Here is a 26,653-nt window from a genome sequence, read left to right as displayed (position 1 = left end):
GCTCTGCCCCGGGCCCCGCGCCTCAAGCGCCGGCGGGGCTGAAAGTGCTCACCGCCGGCGGGGCCCGAAAGATCGGGGCTCTGCCCCGGACCCCGCTGCTCAATCGCCGCAGGGGCTTGAAAGGCCTGCTCAATCGCCGCAGGGGCTTAAGTTGGGAAGGTTCCTCATGACCAATGCCTCCGCATCCGTCTGGGCCCACGCGGCCGCCGACCCGGAACGTGTCGCGCTTCGTGGGTCGGGAGCGGTCGCGTGGACGTACAGGCAACTGCGTGAACGGGCCGCCGCCGTACGAGAGTTGCTCCACGCGCACGACGTGCGCCCCGGTGACCGGGTGTTGCTTGTCGCGCCCTCCGTGCCCGAGTTCGCCATGGCGTACTACGGGATCCTCGCCGCCGGCGCCATCGCGGTCACCGCCAACACCATGGCCACCGAGCGCGAGTTGACGTACATGGGGCGGGACGCCGAGGTGCGGCTCGTGCTGGCGTGGACTGCGCTCGCCCCGGTGGCGAGTCGTACGTCCGACGAACTGGGCGTGACGTTCCGAGAGTTGCATGCGGGGCTGAGCGGAATCGCGCCCGTCAGCGCCACGCCCGATCCGCTCCCCGTCGACGTCCACGACACCGCCGCCCTCCTCTACACCTCCGGCACCACGGGCAAGCCCAAGGGGGCCCGGCTCACCCACGGCAATCTCACATCGTGCGCCGCGATCTTCTGTGACATCCATGCCATCGGCAGCGAGGATCGCGCCGTCACCGGACTCCCGCTCTTCCACGTGTTCGGGCAGGCCTGCGTGATGGGGACGACGATGCGCGCCGGTGGCTCCCTCATCCTGCTCGAACGGTTCGATGCCGGTGCCATGACGGCGCTCATCCAGCGCGACCGGCCCACCTTCATCGCGGGCGTGCCGACCATGTGGAACGCCCTGCTGCGGGCCACCGACGGCGCGGGAGCCGACTTCGCGGGTCTGCGGCTGGCCTCCTCCGGTGGGGCCTCACTGCCCGTCGAGGTCATGCGGGCCTTCGAGGAGCGGTTCGGGTGCACCATCGTCGAGGGGTACGGCCTCACCGAGACCACCGGCGCAGGCACCTGCCACCTCGCGGGCGAACCGGCCAAGCCGGGGACCGTGGGGCGCGCCCTGCCGGGCTGCGAGGTCGCCGTGCGCGACGATGCGGGCGCCGAGCTGCCGGCGGGGGAGGTGGGTGAGGTGCACATCAAGGGGCCCGTCGTGATGAAGGGGTACTGGAACCGGCCCGATGCGACAGGCGAGGCCCTCGACGCCGACGGCTGGCTGCGCACCGGTGACCTCGGCTCCCTCGACGCCGAAGGCGACCTGCGCATCGTCGACCGCAAGAAGGACCTCGTCATCCGGGGTGGCTACAACGTCTACCCGCGCGAGGTCGAGGAGGTGCTGTACGAGCACCCCGACATCGTCGAGGCCGCCGTCATCGGGGTGCCCGATGCGCACTACGGCGAGGAGGTCGCGGCCGTCGTCGCCCTGCGCCCCGGTGCCGCGCTCGACATACAGGCGCTGCGGGCCTGGGCCAAGGAGCGGCTGTCCGCCTACAAGGTGCCCCATCTGCTCGCCGTGGTCGACGAGTTGCCGAAGGGGGCCACCGGAAAGATCCTCAAGCGCGCCATCGACCCGTCCTGCGTCTCTAGAACTTGACGTCGGATTCAAGTACGGTGAGCGTCACGCACCGGGTGGGACGAAGGAAGCGAAGGAGCGGACAGCGGGATGTTGATCAACGACAAGGTCGCGATCGTGACGGGAGCCGCCGGGGGGATCGGCGCCGCCGTGGCCCAGCGTCTCCTGGAGGCCGGCGCCCGAGGTGTGCTGCTCACCGACCTCGACGCGGCCCGCCTGGACGCCACCGTGCAGCGGCTCGCCGAGAGCCACGGGGAGCGCGTCGCGGGCCGGGCCGGGGACGCGAGTGACACCGAGCACCTGCGCGGCATCATCGCGGCGGCCGAGGAGAACTTCGGACCCGTCGACCTCTACTTCGCCAACGCTGGAATCAGTGGCGGCAAGGGCCTCGACGCGAGCGAGGAGGAGTGGGACCGCGCGCTGAACATCAACGTGATGGCTCACGTACGGGCCGCGAAGCTGCTCGTGCCGGGGTGGGTGGAGCGCGGCGAGGGCTATTTCTTCTCCACCGCGTCGGCCGCGGGCCTGCTCACGCAGATCGGCTCGGCGACGTACGCCGTCAGCAAGCACGCCGCCGTCGCCTTCTCCGAGTGGCTCTCGGTCACGTACGGGGACGAGGGTGTGCGCGTGAGCTGCCTGTGCCCCCAGGGTGTCGAGACCGAGCTGCTCATGGCGGGCACCCGCTCCTCCGACCCCACCGAGCAGGCCGCCGCCCGCGCCGTGCTCGACGCCGGGAACCTGCTCAAGCCGCTCGACGTCGCCGACGAAGTGGTCGCCGCCGTCGGCGAGGAGCGCTTCCTCGTGCTGCCGCATCCGCAGGTGCTCGACTTCTACCGACACAAGGGCAGCGATTACGACCGGTGGCTGCGCGGCATGCGCCGCTACCAGAAGTCCGTGCGATGACCGCGCGCAGCGCCGTCCTCTTCGACTTCGGTGGCGTTCTCACCACGAGCCTCATCGACGCGTTCGAGGGTCTGGGGCGTGAACTCACCGGCGAGCCCGGCCTGTTGCTGCGTCTGCTGACGCACGACAAGGAGAGCAGCGCCCTGCTCGTCGAGCACGAGAAGGGGCTCATCGGGCAGCGCGCGTTCGAGGAGGGCTTCGCAGCGCGGCTCCGTGCCCACGGCGCGGACGTCGAGGCCGCCGGACTCGTCACCCGCATGCAGGCGGGGCTGCGCCCAGACCCGGACATGGTCGCGCTCGTCGTGAAGCTGCGCGGCGAAGGACACCGCGTCGGGCTGCTCTCCAACTCCCTGGGCGACGACTGCTACGCGGGCTTCGACCTGCCCGCGCTCTTCGACGCCGTCACCATCTCCGGCGAGATCGGCGTCCGCAAACCCTCGCGGCGCGCCTACGCCATCGCCTGCGAACGCCTCGGCGTCGCACCCGAACAGACCGTCATGGTCGACGACCTGGAACAGAACATCACGTCCGCGGCCCGCATCGGCATCGCAGGCGTCGTGCACCGCGACGCCGCCACGACCGCCGCCGAACTCGACCGCCTACTGGGTGCGTCGAGCCGCGTGTGACACCGTACGTAATGACTTGGGAGGAACCACTCGTGTACGAACAGTCCGCCAGGGGCAAGGAGTACCAGGAGAAGCTGCTCGCCTTCATGGATGAGCACATCTACCCCGCGGAGGCGGTCTACGCCGCGCAGATGGCCGAGTCCGGCGACCCGCACTTCCACCCGCCGGTCATCGAGGAGCTGAAGACCGAGGCGAAGAAGCGCGGCCTGTGGAACCTCTTCCACCCGCACCCCGAGTGGGGCCCCGGACTCACCAACCTCGAGTACGCGCCGCTCGCCGAGATCATGGGCCGCAGCGCGGGCCTGGCCCCCGAGGCCACGAACTGCAACGCACCGGACACTGGCAACATGGAGGTCCTCACCCTCTTCGGCACCGAGGAGCACAAGGAGAAGTGGCTGAAGCCGCTGCTCAACGGTGAGATCGCCTCCGCGTTCGCCATGACCGAGCCCGCCGTGGCCAGTTCGGACGCCAGTAACATCCAGATGCGGATGGAGCGCGACGGCGACGACTACGTGCTCAACGGCCGCAAGTGGTGGACGTCCAACGCCCTGCACCCCAACTGCAAGGTCCTCATCGTCATGGGCAAGACGGACCCCGACGGGCCCGCCTTCCGCCAGCAGTCGATGATGGTCGTGCCGATCGACACCCCCGGTGTCACCATCGTGCGCGGACTGCCCGTCTTCGGCTACCAGGACCGCGAGGGCCACGCCGAGGTCCTCTTCGAGAACGTACGGGTCCCGGCCACCGCCCTGCTCTCCGGCGAGGGTGACGGGTTCCTGATCAGCCAGGCCCGCCTCGGTCCAGGCCGCATCCACCACTGCATGCGCGCCGTCGGCATGGCCGAGCGCGCCCTGGACCTGATGATCGACCGGGCGCAGGCGCGGACGACCTTCGGCTCCCCGGTCGCGGACCGCGGCAACATCCAGGACTGGATCGCCGAGGCCCGCATCGAGATCGACATGGCGCGACTGCTCACGCTCAAGGCCGCCCACCTGATGGACACCGTCGGCAACAAGGAAGCGCGCACCGAGATCGCCGCGATCAAGGTCGCCGCGCCGAACGTCGCGCTCAAGGTCGTCGACCGCGCCATCCAGGTGCACGGCGGCGGCGGCGTCTCCGACGACTTCCCGCTGGCCAGCATGTACGCGCACCTGCGCACCCTGCGCCTCGCCGACGGCCCCGACGAGGTGCACAAGCGGACCATCGCCCGGCGCGAGCTGCGCCGCCGGCAGAAGGAATGGGGTGAGAAGTGACCTCTTCCCTGGAGGGGAAGGTCGCGGTGGTGACCGGCGCGTCGCGAGGCATCGGCCTCGCGGCGGCCGGCGCCCTGCGCGACCAGGGCGCCCGCGTCGTGGTCACCTCGCGCGACGAGGAACGGGCCAAAGAGGCTGCGCGCCAACTCGGCGGCGACGTCGAGGGGTTCGGCGCGCACGCCACCGACGAGGACGCCGCGCGCGCCTGCGTCGAGCACGTCGTGGAGACGTACGGCCGCCTCGACATCCTCGTCAACAACGCCGGTACGAACCCGGCGTACGGTCCGATCGTCGACCAGGACCACGCGCGCTTCGCCAAGACCATGGACGTCAACCTGTGGGCGCCGATCATGTGGACGTCGCTCGCGGTGAAGGCCTGGATGGGTGAACACGGCGGCGCGGTCGTCAACACGGCCTCCATCGGGGGGCTTTCAGTCGCCAAGGACGTCGGGATCTACCACGTCTCGAAGGCCGCCCTCATCCACCTCACCAAGCACCTCGCCCTCGAACTCGGCCCCAAGGTACGGGTGAACGCCATCGCTCCCGGTATCGTGCGCACCCGTCTCGCCGAGGCACTCTGGCAGGACAACGAGGAGGCCGTCGCGGGCGCGACACCGCTCGGCCGGATCGGTGAACCCGAGGACATCGGCGAGGCGGTCGCCTTCCTCGCAGGTGCGGGCGCCCGCTGGATCACCGGCGAGACCCTCGTCGTCGACGGCGGCCAACTCGTCGGCTCGGGCCCGCTGTAACGGCGTGATGGATGGGGGTGGTCCTCCAGGTGAAGCGTGCGCGAGGATGGCGGCATGACCGCGGCCCAGCGCGCCATGACCGAGCTCGGGACATGGCCGAACCTGGTAAGTGGCCCGCCCCAGTGCTCGGTTGGGCACGCGTTCCGCGCGGCGGGCCACGATCTTGTGCACTTCCATGCCGACGACTGCGCCGATCTCTACCTGACGTCGTCGGCCGTGCAGCGACTGCTGCCCCAACTGCGACACAACACTGCCATCAGGGTGCAACCGGGGGCCTCCTGGATTACCGTGCTTCTCGAATGCGACACGGATGTGCAGCTGTTGCTGAGCCTGGTGAGCGTCGCCCTGAAGGAACACGATGCGCACGCCTGCCCCTCACCTCCGTGTGACTGGGAGCGCGAGTAGCGACGAGAGGCGAGAGCGCCGATGCGCAAGATCTCTTTCATGATGGGCATGTCCCTGGACGGCTATATGGAGGGTCCCGGCCGGGACATCGGCTGGCACCGGGTCGACGAGGAACTGCACCAGCACATGAACGACGTGTGCCGGCCCCTCGGCGGCATCCTGAGCGGACGCGTCACGCACGAGCTCATGGCCGACCACTGGCCCACGGTCGACAAGGATCCCGAGGCCTCGCCGGTCGCCCTCGACTTCGCGGGCATCTGGCGCGAGATCCCGAAGATCGTGTTCTCGCGGACGCTGAAGCCGGGGCCCGCCGAGTGGCACACCACCGTCATGCCGGAGGTGGTGCCCGAGGCGATCCGCGCGCTCAAGGAACAGCCCGGCGGCGACCTGGTCATCGACGGGGCGAACCTGGCGACGACGTTCCTGGAGCACGACCTCGTGGACGAGTTCCGGGTCTACGTCCATCCGGTCCTGATCGGCGCGGGCACCCCGATGTTCCACCCGGCAAAGACTTTCGACCAGCGCCCGCTGCGCCTCGTGGACACGCACACGTTCGGGAACGGGGTCGTCCTGCTGCGGCACGAGCGGGACCGGACCTGAGCGATATCGCCGTGGGCGAAGTGCGGGGCGCGGCCGTGGCGCCCGCTCGTACGGTGGGCCGATGAGAATGCAGGAGAACCGCAGCACCCGGCCCGCTCCGGCCCAGGAGCCCCTGTGGCGTCATGTCGTCGGCGAGGTGCTGCGGCGGCGCAGGCGGGAGCAGGGGCGGACGTTGCAGGACGTGGCGGATGTCGCCGGGATCTCGATGCCCTACCTGTCGGAGGTCGAGCGCGGTCGCAAGGAGGCGTCGTCGGAGATGCTGGCCGCCGTGGCGGGAGCGCTCGGGCTCGGGCTCGTCGACGTACTCGGCCTCGCGCAGGGGGAGTTGGCGCAGGCCGTGCGGCCGGTCCGGCTGGTCTCCACCACCGGCGTCACCGCGTCCGGCCACGGCTCGCGGGGGACGGTCTGTCTCGCCGCCTGAGCCGGGCTCAGCCCTTTTCGAGGTGGCGTCGCAGCACAGGGACGTGGCTGTGCTCGATGTCCTTCACCGACGTCACGAGCGTCACCCGCCCGTGCTCGGCAAGACCGCGCACCCGGTCCACGAGTTCGGCGCGCTCCGGTTCGGCCAGCTCCGCCGCGTAGCGCTCGGCGAACGTGTCGTACCGGCCCTCCTTGTCCTCGTGGTACCAGGAGCGCAGCTCCTTCGACGGAGCGATGTCCTTGAGCCACTCGTCGACGTCGGCGCGCTCCTTCGAGATGCCGCGCGGCCAGAGCCGGTCGACCAGCAGGCGCGTGCCATCGGCCGGGTCGGCCGGGTCGTAGACACGGCGGACGGCGAAGGGGCCGGAGCCATGATGTGCGGTCATGGAGCCATTGTGCTGGCTTCCTCCGCCGAGCGTCGTCGGCACGTCGGTGAGACGGCGGGCGCCCGGTGTCAGCCGTTCGGCCCACGCGCGATGGCGGAGCCCGGTGTTCCGTAGCGAAGGTCGAGCATGACCCAAGCACCGTACGACCCGCAGACTCCCCACCGGACGCCCGGCGGCGACACCCCGCAGGGGCAGGGGCCGCTCGGCAGACTCGCCCAGTCCGCATGGCAGGCCGTGCTGCTCATGGGCGTCGCCTCGGTGATCCTCGGGGTGCTCGTCCTGGTCTGGCCGGGTGTCTCGCTCCGCGTGGCGGGCATCCTGTTCGGCTTGTACCTGCTGGTGAGCGGCATCTTCCAGCTCGTCGCCGCGTTCGGTACGCACGCGACGGCCGGGATGCGTGTCATCGGCTTCATCAGCGGCGCCCTGTCGGTGCTGCTCGGCCTGTTCTGCTTCCGCGACGCGATGGAGTCGACGCTGCTCCTCGCCCTGTGGATCGGCATCGGCTGGCTGTTCCGCGGCATCACGCAGACCGTGGCCGCGGCCTCCGACCCGGCCATGCCCGCCCGTGGCTGGCAGGTCTTCCTCGGCGTCATCACCGGGCTCGCGGGCGTCGTCCTGATCGTGTCGCCGTTCGAGACCCTGGCGGTACTGACGCTGGTCACCGGCATCTGGCTGCTCGTGGTCGGCGTCGTGGAGATCGGCTCGTCGTTCGCGGTGCGCAAGCGGGCGAAGGACATCCCGGCCGGGATGTGACCGCAGCCGACCGCGCGTAGCGCACCCACCTCGCACACACCGAGGGCCCCGCTGCTCCAGCGGGGCCCTCGGTGTGTGCGAGGTGGGTGCGCGTGGCTCAGGGCGGTGGGCGTGTCAGACGCCCACGGCCTCCTCCATCTCCTCTTCCTGTTCCTGGTCGCGTTCCTGGTTGCGTTCCTGGTCGCGGACGGACTCCCGCTTGTGCTTGTGCGCGGGGGCCGGCTCGACGGCGGCCGGGGTGGAGCGCCGGCGCTCGGCGAGGCCCGCCACCGTGATCATGGCGGCGCCCGCGAGCAGCCAGGCCACCAGCGTCCAGATGTCGCGGGCCAGGCCGTACTGGCCGAAGTACAGGAGGCTGCGGGCGCCTTCGACGTATCCCGCGCCGTTCCAGAAGCTGTGCAGGCCGGCGAAGAAGCCGTTCTGGAGCTCGGGCCGGAAGATCCCGCCGGAACTGGTGAAGTTCAGCATCACGAACAGCACCATCACGCCGAGTGTCGTCCATTTCTTCAGGAACGTGTGCAGTCCTACGCCGACCAGCAGGACGCCCGCCGAGTAGAGCCACGTCATGCCCCACAGGCCCCACAGGTGGGTGTGCGCGAGGTGGAAGACGGGTCCCGCGAAGGCCGCGCCGATCAGGCTGACCACGCCGGACGCACCGACGACGAGCACCGCGCGGGTGCGCATCCGCAGCACCCCGCCCGCGCCGCCGATCACCGCGACCGAGGCGTACGAGCCGATACTGACCGCCACGAGCAGGAAGAACAGGCCCTGACCCGTCGGGTCGTCGTCCACCGTCGGGGCCACGTCGGTCACCTTCAGCGGCGCGCCCTGCTGGGCTGCGACCGGAGTGAAGATCTTCTCGACGGCGGAGACGGTGGTGTCGGACCCGGCCGAGGCCACGACGAGCTCGGGCTTGTCCCCGAGTACGTAGGCGCCGTCGATGTGCCGGGTCCCGAGCTGGTCGACCGCAGTGGAGCGGGAGGCGAGCGTGCGGACGTCGAGCGCGTCGCCCGCCTTGTCCTTCACCGTCTGTGCGAAGACCTTGGCCTCCGGGCCCGAGCCGACGACGGCGATCGGCAGATGGTGCGGCTCGGGGGAGGCGAAGGCGCCGAGATAGGCGAGGCCCATGCCGACGCACATCAGGAGCGGGGTGAGCAGATGCGTCAGGACGTGGCGCAGCGCAGGTTCGCGCGTGCCGCTCATGAGCAGGACCTCCACGTATCGATTCGGTTGGCTTTTACAACTCTTGGTGCAGTTGTACTCTACAACCATGGAGGGGTCGGAAGTCCCTGAACGGGTGTGACCATGGCCACCCGGCGGTGAATCGGCAGGTCAGGCGGGGCGGGACAGCGGGTGGCCCGCGACGGCGTGCGCCGGTGGCGCGGGCTTTTGGTCGCCGCCGTTCTCGTACGTCCGAAGGCGTTCACGCAGCGCGTGCATGCGCAGGCTCGTCTCGTACAGATAGCGGACCTTCGTCCGCATCACCCACGGCTCGATCGGCTTCACCACGTAGTCGGCGACGCCGAGCTCGAAGGCCTTGAAGGCGAGCTTGGTGTCCTGGCCCGCGCCAGTGATCAGCATGATCGGTATGTCCTGCGTCTGTTCGAGGCGCGTCATGTAGTGCGCGACCTCGAAGCCGCCGACGTCGGGCATCAGCACGTCGAGCAGGACCAGGCCGATGCCGCCGCGCAGTACTGCCTTGAGTGCGTCGTCCCCGGTCTTGGCCCGGTCGATCGGATAGCCGAGCGGGGCCAGCGCGCTCTCCATCGCGAAGAGGGTGTCGTCCCGGTCGTCGACGACGAGGATCCTCGGCCGTGCAGTGGTGGGCATCGCCAAGCGCCTCCCCTCGTCGGCACCGCCAGCATATGCCCGAATCGGCCGGAGGGAAGGGCTCGCTCAGTCCTCTCCGCGCACCAGATTCCAGTCCGTGTCATGGTCGTTCGTGCCACCGGAGGGCTCGCGTCCGTCGCGCCGCGCGGCCCTGTAGGTGCGGATCCTGCCCTTGACCTCGCGCTTGGTCTCAGCGGGGTGCGGAGCGCGCTCCTTTGTGTTCATGATCCGATCCTTCTCCGACCGAAATCCGGTGGGAATCGGTCGAGTTCGGTTGTAGACGGTTTTGTGGACGCCACATTCGAAGGCGTTTCGGCTCACCCGGTCTTCGGTGCCGGGTGCCGGGCGCAGTGCGTCGCGAACGGATGCCCGGCCGGGTCGGAGTACAGGCGCATCTCGTTCGGGCCGCGCGCGCCACGGGTCTCAAGCGGGCGGGCGCCCAGGCCGATGAGGAGGCGCTCCAGCTCGTCGAGGTCCTCCTGGTCCACCAGGAAGTCGAGGTGGGCCTGCTGCGAGTCGTCGGGGCGCGGCCAGCTGGGCGGGGCGGCGTTCAGATCGCGGCGGAAGGCCATCCGCATGCCCTGCTCGCCGACGACGTCGATGCGGTTGCTGCCGGGCAGTGTCTCGATCTCGCCGCCCAGCAACGACTGGTAGAACGCGGCCAGTTCCTCGGGTTCCGCACAGTCCAGGACCAGCACTCCCGCCCGCACCAGGCTCATGTCTCCTCCTCCGTCGCACCCCGTGGCGCGTCGGGGCGCCGAGTACCCCGCGCGTGCCGCACCAACCGGGTTTCCGCGATCCCTGACCGGTCACCGGGCCATGCGGTACCCGTACGAGGTGAACCTCGTCGGCGACGCCCGCGCCACACTCCGCCGCCAACTGGTACGCCCGACACATCACCCTGCGCGGCTCGCTGTCCGGCACCCTCGCCACCATGGGCTGCGGCGTCCCGTACGCCCGCACGCGACGTGGGAGCGGATGGAGTCCACGGCGGAGGCGATCCTGGAGGGCGATCCGCAGAGCACGGACATGGTCAGGCAGGGCTTCAAGGCGAAGGTGCAGGAGTTCATGCCGGGCGTCGGCAAGCGCGGCCACTGACGTATTTTGGGGTCCGATCCGACATCGGTGGGGCCTTGCGGGCAGGGGGAGCGGCAGTGGACGCGCGGGATGCGCTGGGGGAGCGGGACGACACGGCCAAGAGGCTGCGTGCCATCTGTGACGAGTTGGCGGAGCGTTTCTACGAACGCGCCGACGTCATACGCACGCTGGTGACGGCCCTGCTCGCGGGCCGGCACTCCCTCGTGCTCGGGCCGCCCGGCACCGCGAAGTCCGAGCTGGCCCGCGAGCTCACCGGCCGCGTCGAGGGGGCGGCGTACTGGGAGATCCTGCTGTCCAAGTTCACCGCGCCCACCCGGATGTTCGGGCCCATCGACGTCGCCGCGCTGGCCCGTGGTGAGTACCGGCAGGTCTACGACGGTCGGGCCACGACCGCGCACATCGCGTTCATCGACGAGATCTTCAAGTGCTCCACCGCCGCCCTCAACGAGACACTGGGCTACCTCAACGAGCGGATCTACCACCCCGAGAACGGCGGCGCCCCGATCCACTGCCCGCTGATCGGCGCCATCACGGCCAGCAACGAGCTGCCCGAGGGCGAGGACTCCGCCGCGATCTACGACCGGCTCCTCGTACGGATCGAGGTCGGCTACCTGGAGGACCCCTCGAACTTCGCCGCCCTCGTCCGCTCGGCCGTCGGCGGCCGGGCCGGGGCCGTGGCCCGGACCACGGTCCAACTGGCCGACCTGCAAAGGGCGGTGACCGAGACCGTTCCCGCCGTGGACGTACCCGACACCATCGTCGACGCGGTGTGCACACTGCGGGCCGCGCTGCGCCGCAAGGAACTCGTCGCCTCCGACCGGCGCTGGCGCCAGGCGGTCGGACTGCTCCAGGCCTCCGCGTACCTCGACGGCAGGACCGAGGTCGCCGACACCGATCTGTCGGTGCTCACCCACGTCCTGTGGGACTCGCCGGCCCAGCGCCCGACCGTCGAGCGCGAGGTGCTGCACCTGGTCAACCCGAACGCCAAGGAAGCGCTCGACCTGGCCGACACCATCGAGGAGCTGGAGACCCAGCTCGACTCCATGGCCGGGCAGTCCCGCGAGGCGCTGAGCGACTGGGTCATCAAGAAGGCCCACCACCAACTCGCCACGGCCGGGCAGCGGCTGGACAAGCTCCGCGAGGAGGCGGCGGGTGAGGGCCGCTCCACCGCCGCCATCGACCGGGTCACAGGACGTCAGCGCGCCGTCCGCGCCCGCATCCTCACCGAGGCCCTCGGCGTGGACGCCAACATGGTGCGGGAGGGGCCCTGAACGCGCCCGGAACCGCCCGCGCGGTGGTCGCGGCGGACCGGTTCGACCGGCTGACGTGGCGCGACACGTACGAACAGGCCGCCGGAGTAAGGGAGTTGGCGTCGGAACTCGCCGCCGGCCACGAGTGTGCGGAGGATCTGCTCGCGGACGTCTTCCTGGCCGCGTACACGTCGCGGGTGCAGGTGCGCGAGCGTCCCGAGATGGCGCGCTCGCGGCTGCTCAACCACGAGTTCGTGAGCGCGCTCGTGGAGTCACCGGAGTTCGCGGAGGTTCGCCGGGACACCGTGGGCGACCCGTACGCTGCCGCCATGGCTCTGCTGGCTCAGGGGTCCGCACTGCGGGGGCTGCTGGAGCGGGAGGCGCAGGATCGAACGGGTGAGACGGTGCGGCGGGACGGTAAGGGTGCCGCCGCGGCGACCGCCGGCACTCCAGGCGCCCCAGGCGCCCCAGGCGCCCCGGGCACCCCCGGCATCCGCGCCGCCGCCCGTAGCGCCGCCGCGAAAGCCTCCCGCGCCGTACGGCAGGATGCCGCCCTGACGCGGGCCTGGGGCGTCGGCTCGGGTGAGTTGGAGCGGATGTCGTTCGAGGAGCGTGCCCGGCTCGCAGAGCGGTTGCGCAGTGGGCGGCTCGCCGAATGGGCCGAACTCATCGGCCGCTTCCGGGAGATGGCCGCTGGCGAACGCGCCCGCAAGGTGGAGAACGCCACCGGGGAACTCGTCGGCGTCACCCTCGGCGACGACCTGTCCCGCCTCGTCCCCTCCGAACTCGCCGGACTCGGCGTGCCCGCCCTGCGCGCGGTGTTCGCCGCCCGGTACGCCGCCGGAGAGCTGATGCTCTACGACAGCCGGGGCGAGCAGCCCACGGGACGCGGCGCCGTCATCGCATGCGTCGACACCTCGCACTCCATGTACGAGGCGGGGCCCGGCGGAGTCACCCGTGAGGTGTGGGCGAAGGCGTGCGCGCTCGCGCTGCTCGATCAGGCCCGCGCCGCCGGGCGCGACTTCGTCGGCATCCTGTTCTCCGCCGCCGACAAGGTCCGCGTCTTCCGCTTCCCCGCCGACCGGCCCGCGGCACTCGACGCGACCCTGGAGTTCGCGGAGACCTTCCTCGGCGGCGGCACCAGCTATCAGGCGCCGCTCGGCGCCGCCCGCGACCTCCTTGAGCGGGAGTTCGACGACGCCGCCCGCGCCCGCGGCGACATCGTGCTCCTCACCGATGACGACTGCGGCGTCACGGAGGAGTGGATGCGCGGCTGGAACGCGGCCAAGCACCGCCTGGGCTTCCGCGTCTTCGGCGTGGCCGTCGGCGCGCCGCCCGCCGCCGAGAGCGACTCCGTCCTGGACGCGCTGTGCGACAACCTGCGCTCGGTGGAGGACTTCACCGACGTGCACGCGGCCGCCGACCTGTTCCGTGTGATCTGACCCGACCGCCGATCTGCTCCGGGTGATGCGACCCGGCCGGGATCAGCGTTCATGGACCGGCTTCGGCGCGTTCACCACGTCCAGGAACACCTGGTCCGCCTCGGGCCAGCGCTCCCGCACCGCCCGCTTGATGCGTTCGAGGACCAATTCCAGGCGTTCGCTCTCGATGCCGGGCGCGAGGTCGATCCGGGCCGCGACCAGCGTCGAGTCCGTTCCCAGCTGCATCGTGTGGAGCGCCGCCACATTGTCGATCTCGGGCTGTGCGGCGAGGAGTTCACGGATGCCGCGGTGCAGTTCGGGGTCGCCGGCCTCGCCGATCAACTGGTCGCGGGCGCTCCTGCCGAGCCGGTACGCCACGTACACGAGCAGCACGCCGATGCAGAACGAGGCGGCCCCCTCCCACTCGACCCGCCCCGTCACCATGTGCAGCACCATCCCGCCCGCCGCGAGGAGCACGCCGATCACCGCCGTGCCGTCCTCGGCGAGGACCGTACGCAGCGCCGGGTCCGAGCCGATGCCCTCGCCCGGCTGCACGCGCACCTGGTGCACGGCGCGGGCCAGCGAGCTGCCCTCAGCGAGCAGCGCCACCCCGAGGACCACGAGCCCGGCGACGTACCCGCTGCGGGACTCCTCCTGGCCGCCCGACGTCAGCGCCTCGAACGCCTGGAAGAACGAGAAGCAGCCGCCCATCACGAAGATGCCGACGGCGGCGAGCAGCGACCAGAAGAACCGCTCCTTGCCGTACCCGAACGGATGCCTGCGGTCCGCGGGCCGACGGCTGCGGCGCAGCGCCGCCAGCAGGAACACCTCGTTGAGGCTGTCGGCCACCGAGTGCGCCGCCTCCGAGAGCAGCGCGGGCGACGCGGCGATGAGACCGCCGACGGCCTTGGCCACGGCGATCAGCAGATTGGCGGCGAGCGCCACCAGGACGGTGGTCCTGGTCCTTCGGTCGGTTTCCTCGGAATTCTTCGCGGTCACGTCAACTCGCAGAGGGGTGAGTGGAGTACGGAGGGAATTCTCGGGAACTCGGCGCCTCAAGGAGGTATTCACCGTGATTCCTGTTCTGCTGGTCCTGTTGCTCGCGCTGCTTCTTTTCGGCGCGGGATTCGCCGTGAAACTGTTGTGGTGGGTGGCTATTGCCGTGCTGGTCGTGTGGCTGCTCGGATTCGTGATGCGCAGTACCACGACGAGTGGATCGAGGTCGCGATGGTACCGGTGGTGAGTAACCGAACCAGGTACCGATAAACCCCGGCACGAAACCTTTGAAGTGCCGTCCAGGCCGGCGGGAATGATCCGCGGAATACCGGCCTGGACGGCACTTGTGTCGTGGCACGGCGGGTTTCCTGGAGTGGGCCGGGGATACCCGGAAGGCCTGGCACAACCCACACTCCCGGGAGGACGGCATGCCCGAGTACGGCTACTTTCTGGCGTCGGAGGAATTCGGGCCGCACGAGCTTGTCGAGCAGGCCCGGATGGCGGAACAGGCGGGCTTCGACTGCCTGTGGATCTCCGACCACTACCACCCGTGGAACGACGCCCAGGGCCAGAGCCCCTTCGTCTGGAACGTGATCGGCGCGCTCGCCGAGGCGGTGTCGCTGCCCGTCGAGACCGCGGTCACCTGCCCCACGGTCCGTATCCACCCCGCCGTCCTCGCCCAGGCCGTCGCCACCAGCGCGGTGCAGCTGAAGGGCCGCTTCCGCTTCGGTGTCGGCACCGGCGAGGCGCTCAACGAACACATCCTCGGCGGCCCCTGGCCCTCCGCGCACGTGCGCATGGAGATGCTCGAAGAGGCCATCGGGGTCATCCGCAAGCTCCTCGACGGCGGCGAGGTCACCCATCGCGGCGAGCACTACACGGTGGAGAACGCCCGCATCCACACACGGCCCGAAGGCCCCGTGCCCATCGACATCTCCGGGTTCGGGCCCCAGGCCACCGCGCTCGCCGCCCGCGTCGGCGACGGCTACATCACGATGAGCCCCGACGAGGAGCTGGTCACCCAGTTCCGTAAGGGCGGAGGCGGCGCGAAGCCCGTCGCGGGCGGCCTCAAGGTCTGCTACGGACCCGATCGGGCGGCGGCCGTGCGCCGGGCGCACGGGCTGTGGGCCAGCCAGCTGCTGCCCGGGGAGCTCGGCCAGGTGCTGCCCACATCCCGCCACTTCGAGCAGGCCGAGACCCTGGTCACCGAGCAGATGGTCGACGGCGCGATGCCCTGCGGCCCCGACGCCGGCGAGCACGTGAGCGCCCTCGACGCCTTCGCGCGGGCCGGCTTCGACCGTGTCTACGTCAACCAGATCGGCCCGGACCAGCAGGAGTTCTTCGACTTCTACCGGACGACGGTGTTGCCGCAGCTCAAGAACGGCGCACCCAGCGGTGCGAGCAGCGGCTCGGCACGGTGAGGCACGGCAGACGACCATGATGACCGACACCCCGAAGTCCTCGAGCACCTGCCTTCCCGTCGAACGCCTCGACGCCAGCGCCTACACGGTGCCCACCGACGCCCCCGAAGCCGACGCCACCCTCGCCTGGGACAGCACGACGATCGTCTTCGTCGAGGCCCGGGCCTGCGGACTCACCGGCATCGGCTGGACCTACGCACCCCCGGCCGCCGCCGACGTCGTCCGCCACCAACTCGCCCCGCTCGTCGAGGGCCGCGACGCCTTCGACATCCCCGCCGCCCACACGGCGCAGTGCCAGGGCGTCCGCAACGCGGGCAGGCCCGGCATCGCGTCCTGCGCGATCTCCGCCGTCGACCTCGCCCTGTGGGACCTCAAGGCCCGCCTCATGGACCTCCCGCTCGTCCGCCTCCTCGGCGCGGCGCGGGACACCGTCCCCGTCTACGGCAGCGGCGGCTTCACCACGTACCACGACAGCCACCTGGCCGCGCAGCTCAGTGGCTGGGTGCACGGCCAGCACATCCCCCAGGTCAAGATAAAGATCGGCGAGGCCTGCGGCCGGTCCGTGCCCCGCGACCTCCAAAGGGTCCGCACTGCCCGCCAAGTCATCGGCACGGACGCCGAGTTGTACGTCGACGCCAACGGCGGCTACAACCGCAAGCAGGCGATCCGGGTGGGGGAGGCGCTCGTCGCCCAGGGGGTCGGCTGGTTCGAGGAACCCGTCTCCTCCGACGACCTCACCGGCCTCCGACTCGTCCGCGACGCCCTCGTCTGCGATGTCACCGCCGGCGAGTACGGCTACGACCTCCCGTACTTCGCCCGCATGATCGCCGCGGGCGCCGTCGACTGCCTCCAGGTCGACGTGACCCGCTGCGGGGGCATCACCGAATTCCTCCGCGCCGCCTCCCTCGCGCACGCCCACGGCCTGGAGATCTCGGCCCACTGCGCCCCGCACGCCCACGCGGACGTGGCGGCGTCGGTCCCGAACCTCCGCCACGTCGAGTGGTTCCACGACCACGTCCGGATCGAGTCGATGTTCTTCGCGGGCGTCCTTGACCCCTCGGGCGGAACGGTGCGCCCCGGCCGGAACGGCCCGGGCAACGGCCTGACCCTGAGAACCGAGGAGGCGGAGGAATACCGGGTGACGTAACCGGCCATGCGGTTTGCCGCCCGCCGATCCGGCTACTCGCACCGAAGCCGTACGTTCCCTGAAAGGAGCTGGGCCGGTGACCTCCCTGGCGAAGTATCCGTCCCCATACGCCGAGGACCGCACGGGTGCCGACCGTGCCCTGATGACCGAACCGCCCAAGGACGACCTCGTCCGCTTCCTCGAGGACCGCTTCGCCTGCGCGCAGTCGTGCACGGAGTGCGCCCGCGCCTGCGCCCTGCTGGTGAGCTCCACCGACCTGGGCCCCGTCGCCCCGCAGATGCACGGGCCCGTGCGCCCGGTCCCGAACGAAGCCCCGCCGCAGGCCGAGGCGCCGCACGGCCTGCGGCGCGCGCTGCTGCTCAGCGTCGAGGTGTGCGACGCGACCTGCCGGCTGCTGTCGGAGGAGGCCCACCAGGACGAGTACGGGATCCGGCTCCAGGTCGAATGGTGCCGGGCCGTCACCCTGGAGTGCGCGCACGCCTGCGACCGTACGCGCGAAGCGGCCGACTGCGCCGAACAGTGCCGGGCCTGCGCGCGTGCCTGCACGGACTTCCTCGCGACCCTCGGCTGACGTCGGGGCCGGTCGACTTAGGGGCCGGTCGGCTTCGGGCCCGACGGGCTGACGCATCATCAGTTCCTGCGGTCCACGGCATTCCCTATTTCTGGAACGCGTTCTACTGTGTGCGCCGTCAGGCTGGCGCAAGCCGGCTCCCGGAGACCACGCAGTCGACCGCCAGGAGGGGCCGTGCACCTCGAATACACGCCTGAGCAGCAGCAGTTGCGCACCGAGCTGCGCGCCTACTTCGCCGAGCTCGTACCCGAGAACGCGTACGCGCGCTACGAGGACCCGGCCGCCCAGAAGCGGTTCTACCGGGAGACGGTGCGCCGGCTCGGCAGCGACGGGTGGCTCGGCGTGGGCTGGCCGAAGGAGTACGGCGGCCGTGGCCTCTCCCCGATGGAACAGTTCATCTTCTTCGACGAGGCGGCCCAGGCGGGCGTGCCGCTGCCGCTGATGGCGCTGAACACCGTCGGTCCGACGATCATGCAGTTCGGCACCGACGAGCAGAAGGAGTTCTTCCTCCCGAAGATCCTCTCCGGCGAGCTCGACTTCGCGATCGGCTACAGCGAGCCCGACGCGGGCACGGACCTCGCGGCACTCAAGACCCGTGCGGTCAGGGACGGCGATGACTACGTCGTCAACGGCCAGAAGATCTGGACGACCAACGGGGACACCGCCGACTGGGTCTGGCTCGCCGTCCGCACCGACCCGGACGCGCCCCCGCACAAGGGCATCACCATGCTCCTCGTCCCGACGACGGATCCCGGGTACTCCTGCACCGTCATCAACACCCTCGCCTCGCACGACACCACGGCCAGCTACTACGAGGACATCCGCGTCCCCGTCTCCCGCCGCGTCGGCGACGAGAACAAGGGCTGGCGCCTGATCACCAACCAGCTCAACCACGAACGGGTCACACTGGCCGCCCACGGCACCATGGCGATCCGTGCCCTGCACGACGTGCAGCGCTGGGCCATGGACACGAAACTCTCCGACGGCCGCCGCGTCATCGACCTCGGCTGGGTCAGGAAGCGCCTTGCCCAGACCCACACCAGGCTCGACGCGATGAAGCTCCTCAACTGGCAGATGGTGAACGCTGTCCAGCAGGGCACCCTCCTCCCGCAGGACGCCTCCGCTGTGAAGGTCTACGGCTCCGAGGCCCGCCGGGACGCGTACGCATGGCTGATGGAAGTGGTGGGCGCGGCGGGCGCGTTGAAGGAGGGCAGCGCCGGAACGGTGCTCCACGGCGAGCTGGAGCGCGGCTACCGCTCCGCCGTCATCTTCACCTTCGGCGGCGGCAACAACGAGATCCAGCGGGAGATCATCTCGTGGATCGGCCTGGGGATGCCGCGGGTGCGGCGCTGAGCGGGTCCAGGACGATCCTGGCGAGTACGGGAAGGTGGTCGCTGCCGGTGTCCGGCAGGGTGCGGATGCGGCCGACGGTCGCCGAGCGGGCCATGATCTGGTCGATCCGGGCCACGGGGAACGCGACGGGGTAGCTGAAGGCGAACCCGCGGTCCGGCACGTCCAGTTGTGAGGTCAGCGGGGCGAGGCCGCGGTCGTCGACCGTGCCGTTGAAGTCGCCGAGGACGAGCACGGTCTCCGTCTTCTCGGCGGCGACCGCCGCGCCGAGCCTGCGGGCGCTCTCGTCCCGCCACCGCGAGTTGAGGCCGCCCGCGCCGATCCGTATCGACGGCAGGTGGGCGACGTACACGGCGATGTCGCGTTGCGGGGCGTGAACGACCGCGCGCAGACCGCGGTTCCACGGCTCGGTGATCCCGGCGGGCTTGATGTCCGCCGCCCGCACGTCGGTGAGCGGGTGCTTCGACCAGAGCCCGACCGTGCCGATCACCGCGTGGTGGGGGTGGCTCGCGGCCAGCCCTCGCTCGTACACCGCGCGTGCCTTCGGCAGCAGCTCCTCCAGGGCGATGAGGTCAGGGTCCTGCCCGGACAGATCGCGCGCCGTGCCCCGCGGGTCGGTGTTCTCGTCACTGACGTTGTGCTGCACCACGACGAGGTCGTGCTCGCCCGGCGAGGGGTCGGGCAGCAGCACACCGCACTGATGGGCCCAGATGGCTGTCGGCAGCAGCAGAACCAGCAGCGCGAGCGGTGCTCGGCGCAGCAGCCCCAGGCCGATGAGGACGACCAGGGGCACCCCGAACCACGGCAGGAACGACTCCACCAGGCTCCCCAGGCGCCCCGGCGTGTTCGGGACCTGCCGGTGGAAGACGAGAACGAGCGCGGTCAGGACGGCGAGCGTCGCGAGGACCCGGCCGCGCCGCCAGGTCTCACCGGGGGCCGGTTTCGTCGCCGCCCCCGGCCGATCGGTCCGGTCCGTCCGCTCGCTCATCCCGCCCTGCCCGCTCGCCCGTCGACCCCTTGCCGATCAGGACGAGCCACCCGGTGATCGGGTTCCCTGCCGCCTGAGTATCCGTACTCAGGCACCCTGCGTACGGCAGCCCTGCCGCCGCCGTGCCGCGTCCGCCCAGGATGGGACCCGCCCCCCACGGCCCGCGGAACGAGGGAGCCATGAGCCGTCACCTGCAACTGCGTACCGCCACGCCCGAGGACCTGGAGTGGATCCACGAGCTCCGACACCGGGTGTACGCACAGGAGTTGGGCCAGCACGCGCCCAACACGGAGGGACGGCTGCGCGACGGGCTCGACGGCGACAACGTGTACCTCGTCGCCGCGTGCGGTGACGACCGCATCGGCTTCGTCAGCCTCACCCCGCCGTGGGCAGGACGCTTCGGCCTCGACAAGTACCTCACGCGCGCCGAATTGCCGCTGCTCGACGACCCCGACGCGTTCGAGGTCCGTATCCTCACCGTCGAACCGCGCTGGAGGTCCACCGCGGCCGCACTCCTGCTGATGTACGCGGCGCTGCGCTGGATCACCGAGCGCGGCGGACGCCGGATCGTGGCCATGGGCCGCAGCGATCTGCTGGACATGTACCGCGCCGCGGGGCTGCGCCCCGCCGGCCGCACCGTCCACAGCGGAGCCGTCGCCTTCGAGGTGCTGAGCGGTGAGGTGCGCGAGCTGGTCCGCGCGGCCGCCACCCGGCACCACCGGCTGCTCGACCGCCTGCGGGCCACCGTGGACTGGCACCTCGACGTGCCGTTCGCGCCGCGAGCCGAGGGCTGTGAGCACGGCGGCGACTCCTTCACCGCCATCGGCACCGACTTCCGCACCCTGCACCGGCGCCAACACATCGTGCCCGCCGACGTGTTGGACGCCTGGTTCCCGCCCGCCCCCGGCGTGCGCGCGGCGCTCACCGAGGACCCGGGCTGGCTGAGCCGGACCTCACCACCGGCAGCAGCCGAAGGGCTCCTCGCCCAGCTCGCCGAATCCAGAGGCCTGCCCCTTGAGACACTCGCCGTCGGCGCGGGCTCCTCCGACCTGATCTTCCGGGCGTTCGGCCAGTGGCTGACCCCGCGCAGCCGCGTGCTGCTCATGGACCCCGGCTACGGCGAGTACGCCCACGTCGTCGAAGAGGTCATCGGCTGCCGCGCGGACCGGTTCCGGCTGCGCCGCGAGGACGGCTGGCGCATCGACACCGACCGGCTCGCCGAGACCGTCCGCTCCGGGCGCCACGACCTCGTGGTCGTGGTCAACCCGAACAACCCGACCGGCGCCCACCTCCCGGCCGCCGACCTGCGCCGGGCCATCGACGCCACACCCCACCGCACCCGCTGGTGGATCGACGAGGCCTACATCGGATACGTGGACCCCGGCGAATCCCTCGCCCCGCTCGCCGCGACGGACCCCCGCGTCGTCGTCTGCGGCTCCCTGTCCAAGCTGTACGCGCTCTCCGGGGCCCGCGCCGCCCACCTCGTCGCCACCCCGGACACCGCGGCACAGCTGCGCCGCTGGACCCCGCCCTGGGCGATCGGCCTCCCGGGCCAGCTGGCCGCCGTCGCCGCCCTGCGCGAACCCGCGTACTACACCGACCACTGGCTGCGCACCCACGCCCTGCGCTCCCGCCTCGCCACCGAACTCGCCGAACTGGGGGAGGGGGTGACCGTCGAGGAAGGCGTGGCCAACTTCCTCAACCTGACGCTGCCGCACGGCGGCCCGAGCGCCGCGCGCCTCGTCGCCGAATGCCGCCGCCACGACGTGTACCTCCGCGACCTGTCACCGCTGTCGTCGGCGTACGAAGGCCGCACGGTACGCATCGCGGTACGCGACACCGACGAGAACGCCCGCATCGTGGCCGCCTGCCAGGCCGCACTGGACGTGCTCCTCCCTCTCGTACAGGCCCCCGCCGCCGCGTACGCCACCGGAACCTGACGGGCACTGGTGTGGGTTCCCGGTCCACGAACCCACGGCCGCCGGGCTGTGCGTAGCCTGCGGGCAGGAGGTGCTGTATGCGCGACAAGGACCCCGGGCTCTTCGGCCCCGACTCGGTGACCTGGCAGATGCACGCCGACCCCATGATGTGGATCGCGGGCGTACGCGCCCTGTACTTCCAGGCGCTGCACCCGCGCGCCGTGCGCGGCGTCATGCAGAACTCGGACTTCCAGCGCGACGCGTGGGGCCGGTTGATGCGGACCGCGGGCTTCGTCGGCACCACGACGTACGGGACGAGCGAGGCCGCCGAGGAGGCGGGCGCGCGTGTGCGGCGGATCCACAGCCACCTGGGGGCGACCGACCCGGACACGGGGGAGCGGTACGGCGTCGACGAACCGGAGTTGCTGCTGTGGGTGCACTGCGCCGAGATCGACTCCTATCTGCACGTTGCGCGCCGCTCCGGGTTCCGGCTCACCGGGGCGCAGGCCGACCGGTACGTCGCCGAGCACCGCACCAGCGCCCGGCTCGTCGGCCTCGACCCGGAGAAGGTGCCGGGAAGCCAGGCGGAGTTGGCCGCGTACTTCGAGTCCGTACGGTCGCAGCTGGCCGCCGGGCCCGAGGCGCGAGACGTCGACGACTTTCTGCAGCGGCCCCCCACCCACCTGTTGCTGGTTCCCGCGCGCGAAGCCCTCTGGCGGCGCGTGGCCAACCTTGCGTACGCCGCACTGCCGCCGTACGCCCATGAGCTGTACGGCAGACGGGCCCCCGAACCGGTCGCCGTCACGCGCCGGCTGCGCGCCACGGGCACCGCGCTGCGCCTGATTCCCGCCCGTGTGCGCTGGCAACTTCCGCCCAAGCACATCCTGCGGGCCATGGGGAGACTTGGTGCCGACGCCCGCCCCGCCCCGTACAAAGTCGACAGAGGGGAAGCCATACTGGACGGGCCGGGGAGGGCGTAGCGACGCGACGGGGGCGACGGCGGGAGATGCCAGGGGTGGGGGAGACGGGGGAGACGCGGGGCGGCAGGCTGATCCACGGGCGGTATCAGCTGCTCGACCTGATCGGCCGCGGCGGCATGGGCGAGGTCTGGCGGGCGCGCGACGAGTCACTCGGCCGGCATGTCGCCGTGAAGTGCCTCAAGCCGCTCGGGCCCGAGCGCGACCAGTCCTTCACCCGCATCCTGCGGGAGCGCTTCCGCAGGGAGGCGCGGGTCGCCGCCGCGCTCCAGCACCGGGGCATCACGGTCGTGCACGACTTCGGCGAGTACGAGGGCATCCTCTATCTCGTCATGGAGCTGCTCGACGGGAAGAACCTCAGCCAGCTCCTCGACGCCAACCGGCACCACCCGCTGCCCGTGGACGACATCGTCGACATGGCCGAACAGGTGGCCTCCGCGCTCGCCTACACACATGAACAGGGCGTCGTGCACCGGGACCTGAAGCCCGCGAACATCATGCGGCTCGGCGACGGCACCGCCAAGATCTGCGATTTCGGCATCGCCCGCCTCGGCCACGACATCGGGTTCACCGCACGCCTCACCGGCACCGGCATCGCCATGGGCACCCCGCACTACATGTCGCCCGAGCAGATCGGCGGCGACCCGGTCGACGAGCGGAGCGATCTGTACTCGCTGGGGTGTGTGCTCTACGAAGTCGCCACGGGCGCCCCGCCGTTCGACCTGGAAGACGCGTGGTCCGTGCTCGTCGGACACCGCGACACCGAGCCCGAGGCGCCGCGCGGGCGCCGGCCCGAACTGCCCGGCTATCTCGACCGGATCATCCTGGACCTGCTCGCCAAGACCCCCGAGGAACGGCCGCGCGACGCGCGGGAGCTCGCGCGGCGGATCACGGAAGGCGCACGGCCCGGACCCGGGACGTACGTGCCGACGGTGCGCGCGACACGGATCGAGCCGGGTACGCACACGCCTGTGCGCGAACAACCGGAAGTCCCGCGGCAACCCGCGCCCCGCGAACCCCGGCTGCCCTCCTGGACCCGCGGCATGACCACAGGCCACAAGGCCACCGGCGGCCCCGGCCCGCGCGTCACACCCCCGGACACCGCGGCAGGCCTCTCCGGTGAGTGGGTCCCGCGCGACACCGACCGCACACCGGCCGCTCCGGTAGTGGCCAGGCGCCCCACCCCCGCCCCGGAGCTACTCGCCACCCTCGCCTCCCGGCACAACGCGGGGCTCAGCCTCGGCCGACTCGAACGCTGGACCGAGGCGGGCGAGGTGCACCGCTCCGTCGCGGCCGAGCGGGAGCACGCCCTCGGCCCCGACCACCCCGACACCCTCGCCAGCCGCTACGAGGTCGCCTTCACCCTCAGCCGCACCGGGCGGGCAGCCGACGCGCTGCGCGAGTACCGCGGCGTCGTCGAGGGGCGCGAGCGGATCCTCGGCCCCGAGCACCCCGACACGCTCGGGGCGCGCCAGGAAGTCGCGTACGTACTGGGGAAGCTGGGGCGGCACTTCGAGGCGCACCAGGTGTACAGCGCCGTACTCGCCGCCCGCGAGCGGGCCATGGGGCCCGAGCACCCGGACACCCTGCGCTGCCGCCACAACCTCGCCTTCAACCTCAGCAGGCTCGGACGCCTTGAGGACTCGTACCGGATGGCGGAAGAGGTCGCCGACGCCCGCGCCCGCGTGCTCGGCGCCGACCATCCCGACACGCTCGTCACGCGTTGCGAGGCCGGCTACGCGCTGGGGCAGTTGGGCCGGTGGAGCGAGGCCCTGCGGACGTATCAGGACGTCGCTCGGGTCAGGGCGCGCGCCCTCGGCAACGACCACCCCGACACCCTCGCCGCGCGCTACGAAGTGGGTATCAGCCTCGGCCGGCTCGGCCGCAGCGCCGAGGCCCTCACCCTCTACCGCGACCTGATCGACGACCGTACGCGGGTCAGCGGTCCCGACCACCCCGAGACGCTGCGCGCCCGGCACGGGCTCGGCGTGAACCTCGGGCGGCTGGCCCGCTGGGAGGAGGCCCTCGCGGAGGCCCGCGACGTGTGCGCGATCCGCGGGCGCGTGCTCGGCGCCGACCATCCGGACACGCTCGTCAGCCGCCGCGAGGTGGCCGTCGGCCTCGGCTGGCTCGGCCGCTGGCGGGACGCCCTCGGCGAGTACCGCGCCGTCTCCACCGCCCGCGAGCGCGTCCTCGGCGAGGCCCACCCGAGCACCCTCGCCAGCCGCAACGACGAGGCCCACTGCCTGGAGCAGCTCGGCCGCACGGCGGACGCGGTCGCCCTGTACCGCAGGGTGGCGGCGCTGCGCCAACAGGGCGCGCCCGGAGCGTGACCACGGTCCCGACCTCTGGTCCATCGCGCGCGGCGCGTGTTACCAAGGGCCATGCCCGCACATGATCTCCGCGAACGCTACGACACGGTCATCGTCGGTGGCGGCCACAACGGCCTGGTGGCCGCCGCCTACCTGGCCCGCACAGGACAGTCCGTCGCCGTCGTCGAACGCCTCGGCAACACCGGCGGGGCGGCGGTCTCCACCCGCCCGTTCCCCGGCGTCGACGCCCGCCTCTCGCGCTACTCGTACCTCGTCAGCCTGCTGCCCGAGAAGATCGTGGCGGACCTGGGACTGCGCTTCGCGACGGCGAACCGCGACGTCTCCTCGTACACCCCGACCGTCCGCGGCGGCCGGCCGACGGGACTGCTCGTCGGCGGCGGGGAGGAGCGCACGCGTGCCGCGTTCCGCGAACTCACCGGCGGTGAGCGGGAGTACGAGGCGTGGGCCCGCTTCTACGAGACGACCGGGCGCATCGCGGAACGAGTCTTCCCGACGCTCACCGAGCCCCTCCCTTCACGGGACGCGCTGCGCGAGCGGGTCGGTGACGAGCAGGCCTGGCGGCTGCTGTTCGAGGATCCCATCGGCGTCGGCATCGAGGAGTACTTCACCGACGACCTGGTGCGCGGCGTCGTCCTCACCGACGCCCTGATCGGCACCTTCGCCGACGCCCACGACGCGTCCCTCGCCCAGAACCGCTGCTTCCTGTACCACGTGATCGGCAACGGCACGGGCGACTGGAACGTCCCCGTCGGCGGCATGGGCGCCCTCACGGACGCGCTCGCAGCGGCGGCCCGCTCGGCCGGCGCCGACCTGGTCACCGGGCACGAGGTGACCCGGATCGAGACGGACGGCACCGAGGCCGAGGTCACGTACAGGACAGCTGAATCCGAGGGCACCGTCGCCGCCCGCCACGTCCTCGTCAACGCCTCACCGCAGGACCTCGCCCGGCTCATCGGCGACGCCCCACCCGCTCCGGCGGAGGGCGCCCAGCTCAAGGTCAACATGCTGCTGAAGCGGCTGCCGCGGCTGAAGGACACCTCCGTCGACCCGCGCGAGGCGTTCGCCGGAACCTTCCATGTCGCGGAGGGGTACCGGCAGTTGGCGACCGCGCACGCCGAGGCCGCCGCCGGCGCCCTGCCGAGCGCGCCGCCCTCCGAGATCTACTGCCACTCGCTGACCGACCCGACGATCCTCGCCCCGGACCTGGTCGCACGCGGCTACCAGACGCTCACCCTGTTCGGACTGCACACCCCGGCCCGGCTCTTCGCCGCCGACAACGACACGGCCCGCGCGGACCTCCTGAAGGCCACGCTCGCCCAGCTCGACGCCCACCTCGACGAACCGATCGAGGACTGTCTCGCGCTCGACGGCGAGGGCCGCCCCTGCATCGAGGCGAAGACCCCGCTCGACCTGGAGCGGGACCTGCGGCTTCCCGGCGGCAACATCTTCCACCGGGAGCTCTCGTTCCCGTACGCCTCCGGTACCACCGGACGGTGGGGCGTGGAGACGGCGCACGCCAATGTGCTGCTGTGCGGCGCGGGCGCCGTGCGCGGCGGCGGGGTCAGCGGGATTCCGGGGCACAACGCCGCGATGGCGGTGCTCGGCCGCTGAC

Annotated in this window: 28 protein-coding genes; 21 read left to right on the top strand and 7 right to left on the bottom strand. The window is 71.4% G+C overall.

Annotation, left to right across the window (positions count from 1 at the left end; all coding sequences use genetic code 11):
- Positions 1–166: 166 nt before the first annotated feature.
- The 8 genes from ACIRHA_RS15380 (at position 167) to ACIRHA_RS15345 (ending at position 6,602) form a co-directional block, all read left to right on the top strand.
- Positions 167–1,666 (top strand): long-chain fatty acid--CoA ligase, encoded by a 1,500-nt coding sequence (locus ACIRHA_RS15380; RefSeq protein WP_403845020.1) that lies wholly within the window; start codon positions 167–169, stop codon positions 1,664–1,666.
- Positions 1,667–1,735: 69 nt separating this feature from the next.
- Positions 1,736–2,548, top strand: a complete 813-nt coding sequence (locus ACIRHA_RS15375; RefSeq protein ID WP_403845017.1) for an SDR family oxidoreductase — start codon at positions 1,736–1,738, stop codon at positions 2,546–2,548.
- Positions 2,545–3,174, top strand: coding sequence for an HAD family hydrolase (locus tag ACIRHA_RS15370; RefSeq protein ID WP_403845014.1), 630 nt, complete (start codon positions 2,545–2,547; stop codon positions 3,172–3,174). Before ACIRHA_RS15375 ends, ACIRHA_RS15370 begins: the two co-directional genes overlap by 4 nt.
- Before the next feature lie 11 nt (positions 3,175–3,185).
- A complete protein-coding gene (locus tag ACIRHA_RS15365) occupies positions 3,186–4,427 on the top strand; it encodes an acyl-CoA dehydrogenase family protein (protein WP_403845012.1) in 1,242 nt (413 codons plus the stop codon).
- The gene (locus tag ACIRHA_RS15360) at positions 4,424–5,176 is read left to right on the top strand and encodes an SDR family oxidoreductase (protein ID WP_403845009.1); all 753 of its coding nucleotides are present in this window, start codon (positions 4,424–4,426) and stop codon (positions 5,174–5,176) included. The genes ACIRHA_RS15365 and ACIRHA_RS15360 overlap by 4 nt, the downstream gene beginning before the upstream one ends.
- Positions 5,177–5,230: 54 nt before the next feature.
- Entirely contained in the window at positions 5,231–5,581 is a 351-nt protein-coding gene (locus tag ACIRHA_RS15355; protein ID WP_403845007.1) for a luciferase family protein, read from the top strand.
- Positions 5,582–5,602: 21 nt separating this feature from the next.
- A complete protein-coding gene (locus ACIRHA_RS15350) occupies positions 5,603–6,181 on the top strand; it encodes a dihydrofolate reductase family protein (protein ID WP_403845005.1) in 579 nt (192 codons plus the stop codon).
- Between the two features lie 61 nt (positions 6,182–6,242).
- Entirely contained in the window at positions 6,243–6,602 is a 360-nt protein-coding gene (locus ACIRHA_RS15345) for a helix-turn-helix domain-containing protein (protein ID WP_403845002.1), read from the top strand.
- Positions 6,603–6,609: 7 nt separating this feature from the next.
- Here ACIRHA_RS15345 and ACIRHA_RS15340 read toward each other — a convergent pair whose 3' ends face one another.
- Positions 6,610–6,987 (bottom strand): DUF488 domain-containing protein, encoded by a 378-nt coding sequence (locus ACIRHA_RS15340; RefSeq protein WP_403845000.1) that lies wholly within the window; start codon positions 6,985–6,987, stop codon positions 6,610–6,612.
- Between the two features lie 126 nt (positions 6,988–7,113).
- Here ACIRHA_RS15340 and ACIRHA_RS15335 point away from each other — a divergent pair, with 126 nt between their 5' ends.
- Entirely contained in the window at positions 7,114–7,740 is a 627-nt protein-coding gene (locus tag ACIRHA_RS15335) for an HdeD family acid-resistance protein (protein WP_403844998.1), read from the top strand.
- Between the two features lie 114 nt (positions 7,741–7,854).
- Here ACIRHA_RS15335 and ACIRHA_RS15330 read toward each other — a convergent pair whose 3' ends face one another.
- From ACIRHA_RS15330 to ACIRHA_RS15315, 4 genes are all read right to left on the bottom strand, one after another.
- Positions 7,855–8,943: a hypothetical protein gene (locus ACIRHA_RS15330; RefSeq protein ID WP_403844995.1), complete on the bottom strand. Its 1,089-nt coding sequence runs from the start codon at positions 8,941–8,943 to the stop codon at positions 7,855–7,857.
- A gap of 129 nt (positions 8,944–9,072) precedes the next feature.
- A complete protein-coding gene (locus ACIRHA_RS15325) occupies positions 9,073–9,570 on the bottom strand; it encodes a two-component system response regulator (protein WP_403844993.1) in 498 nt (165 codons plus the stop codon).
- A 66-nt stretch (positions 9,571–9,636) separates the two neighbouring features.
- Entirely contained in the window at positions 9,637–9,795 is a 159-nt protein-coding gene (locus ACIRHA_RS15320; RefSeq protein ID WP_403844990.1) for a hypothetical protein, read from the bottom strand.
- Between the two features lie 92 nt (positions 9,796–9,887).
- Positions 9,888–10,289, bottom strand: a complete 402-nt coding sequence (locus ACIRHA_RS15315; RefSeq protein ID WP_403844987.1) for a VOC family protein — start codon at positions 10,287–10,289, stop codon at positions 9,888–9,890.
- Between the two features lie 100 nt (positions 10,290–10,389).
- On the opposite strand from ACIRHA_RS15315, the gene ACIRHA_RS15310 reads away from it, so the two are divergent.
- From ACIRHA_RS15310 to ACIRHA_RS15300, 3 genes are read left to right on the top strand one after another with little or no spacing between them, the layout of a single operon-like run.
- Positions 10,390–10,668 carry a hypothetical protein gene (locus ACIRHA_RS15310; RefSeq protein ID WP_403844985.1) on the top strand — a complete coding sequence of 93 codons (279 nt, stop codon included), beginning with the start codon at positions 10,390–10,392 and terminating at the stop codon, positions 10,666–10,668.
- Between the two features lie 56 nt (positions 10,669–10,724).
- Positions 10,725–11,939 (top strand): AAA family ATPase, encoded by a 1,215-nt coding sequence (locus ACIRHA_RS15305; RefSeq protein WP_403844983.1) that lies wholly within the window; start codon positions 10,725–10,727, stop codon positions 11,937–11,939.
- A complete protein-coding gene (locus ACIRHA_RS15300; protein WP_403846476.1) occupies positions 11,936–13,360 on the top strand; it encodes a VWA domain-containing protein in 1,425 nt (474 codons plus the stop codon). The genes ACIRHA_RS15305 and ACIRHA_RS15300 overlap by 4 nt, the downstream gene beginning before the upstream one ends.
- Before the next feature lie 42 nt (positions 13,361–13,402).
- Here ACIRHA_RS15300 and ACIRHA_RS15295 read toward each other — a convergent pair whose 3' ends face one another.
- Complete coding sequence (locus ACIRHA_RS15295) at positions 13,403–14,338, bottom strand: cation diffusion facilitator family transporter (protein WP_403844980.1); 936 nt, start codon at positions 14,336–14,338, stop codon at positions 13,403–13,405.
- A 73-nt stretch (positions 14,339–14,411) separates the two neighbouring features.
- Here ACIRHA_RS15295 and ACIRHA_RS15290 point away from each other — a divergent pair, with 73 nt between their 5' ends.
- The 5 genes from ACIRHA_RS15290 (at position 14,412) to ACIRHA_RS15270 (ending at position 18,827) form a co-directional block, all read left to right on the top strand.
- On the top strand, positions 14,412–14,582 hold the full coding sequence (locus ACIRHA_RS15290; protein WP_403844977.1) for a hydrophobic protein: 171 nt from the start codon (positions 14,412–14,414) through the stop codon (positions 14,580–14,582).
- A 181-nt stretch (positions 14,583–14,763) separates the two neighbouring features.
- Positions 14,764–15,756, top strand: coding sequence for a TIGR03557 family F420-dependent LLM class oxidoreductase (locus tag ACIRHA_RS15285; protein ID WP_403844975.1), 993 nt, complete (start codon positions 14,764–14,766; stop codon positions 15,754–15,756).
- Positions 15,757–15,775: 19 nt separating this feature from the next.
- Positions 15,776–16,903: an enolase C-terminal domain-like protein gene (locus tag ACIRHA_RS15280; RefSeq protein WP_403844973.1), complete on the top strand. Its 1,128-nt coding sequence runs from the start codon at positions 15,776–15,778 to the stop codon at positions 16,901–16,903.
- Positions 16,904–17,045: 142 nt separating this feature from the next.
- Positions 17,046–17,474 (top strand): ferredoxin, encoded by a 429-nt coding sequence (locus ACIRHA_RS15275; RefSeq protein WP_403846474.1) that lies wholly within the window; start codon positions 17,046–17,048, stop codon positions 17,472–17,474.
- Between the two features lie 174 nt (positions 17,475–17,648).
- Positions 17,649–18,827 (top strand): acyl-CoA dehydrogenase family protein, encoded by a 1,179-nt coding sequence (locus tag ACIRHA_RS15270; RefSeq protein ID WP_403844971.1) that lies wholly within the window; start codon positions 17,649–17,651, stop codon positions 18,825–18,827.
- Here the strand turns inward: ACIRHA_RS15270 and ACIRHA_RS15265 are convergent.
- Positions 18,784–19,812, bottom strand: coding sequence for an endonuclease/exonuclease/phosphatase family protein (locus tag ACIRHA_RS15265; RefSeq protein WP_403844968.1), 1,029 nt, complete (start codon positions 19,810–19,812; stop codon positions 18,784–18,786). The genes ACIRHA_RS15270 and ACIRHA_RS15265 overlap by 44 nt on opposite strands.
- A 179-nt stretch (positions 19,813–19,991) precedes the next feature.
- Between ACIRHA_RS15265 and ACIRHA_RS15260 the strand changes: the two genes are divergently transcribed.
- From ACIRHA_RS15260 to ACIRHA_RS15245, 4 genes are all read left to right on the top strand, one after another.
- Positions 19,992–21,752 (top strand): aminotransferase class I/II-fold pyridoxal phosphate-dependent enzyme, encoded by a 1,761-nt coding sequence (locus tag ACIRHA_RS15260; protein WP_403844966.1) that lies wholly within the window; start codon positions 19,992–19,994, stop codon positions 21,750–21,752.
- A 77-nt stretch (positions 21,753–21,829) separates the two neighbouring features.
- Positions 21,830–22,711: an oxygenase MpaB family protein gene (locus ACIRHA_RS15255; RefSeq protein ID WP_403844964.1), complete on the top strand. Its 882-nt coding sequence runs from the start codon at positions 21,830–21,832 to the stop codon at positions 22,709–22,711.
- Positions 22,712–22,827: 116 nt separating this feature from the next.
- Positions 22,828–25,041: a tetratricopeptide repeat protein gene (locus tag ACIRHA_RS15250; RefSeq protein ID WP_403846472.1), complete on the top strand. Its 2,214-nt coding sequence runs from the start codon at positions 22,828–22,830 to the stop codon at positions 25,039–25,041.
- A 51-nt stretch (positions 25,042–25,092) separates the two neighbouring features.
- Positions 25,093–26,652 carry a phytoene desaturase family protein gene (locus tag ACIRHA_RS15245; RefSeq protein WP_403844963.1) on the top strand — a complete coding sequence of 520 codons (1,560 nt, stop codon included), beginning with the start codon at positions 25,093–25,095 and terminating at the stop codon, positions 26,650–26,652.
- Position 26,653: the final 1 nt, after the last annotated feature.

The sequence above is a fragment of the Streptomyces sp. NPDC102360 genome (genome assembly GCF_044766085.1).
Classification (GTDB): Bacteria; Actinomycetota; Actinomycetes; order Streptomycetales; family Streptomycetaceae; genus Streptomyces.
The sequence above is the reverse complement of the archived record's forward strand: the minus strand, read 5'-3'. Positions and strand labels throughout refer to the sequence as shown.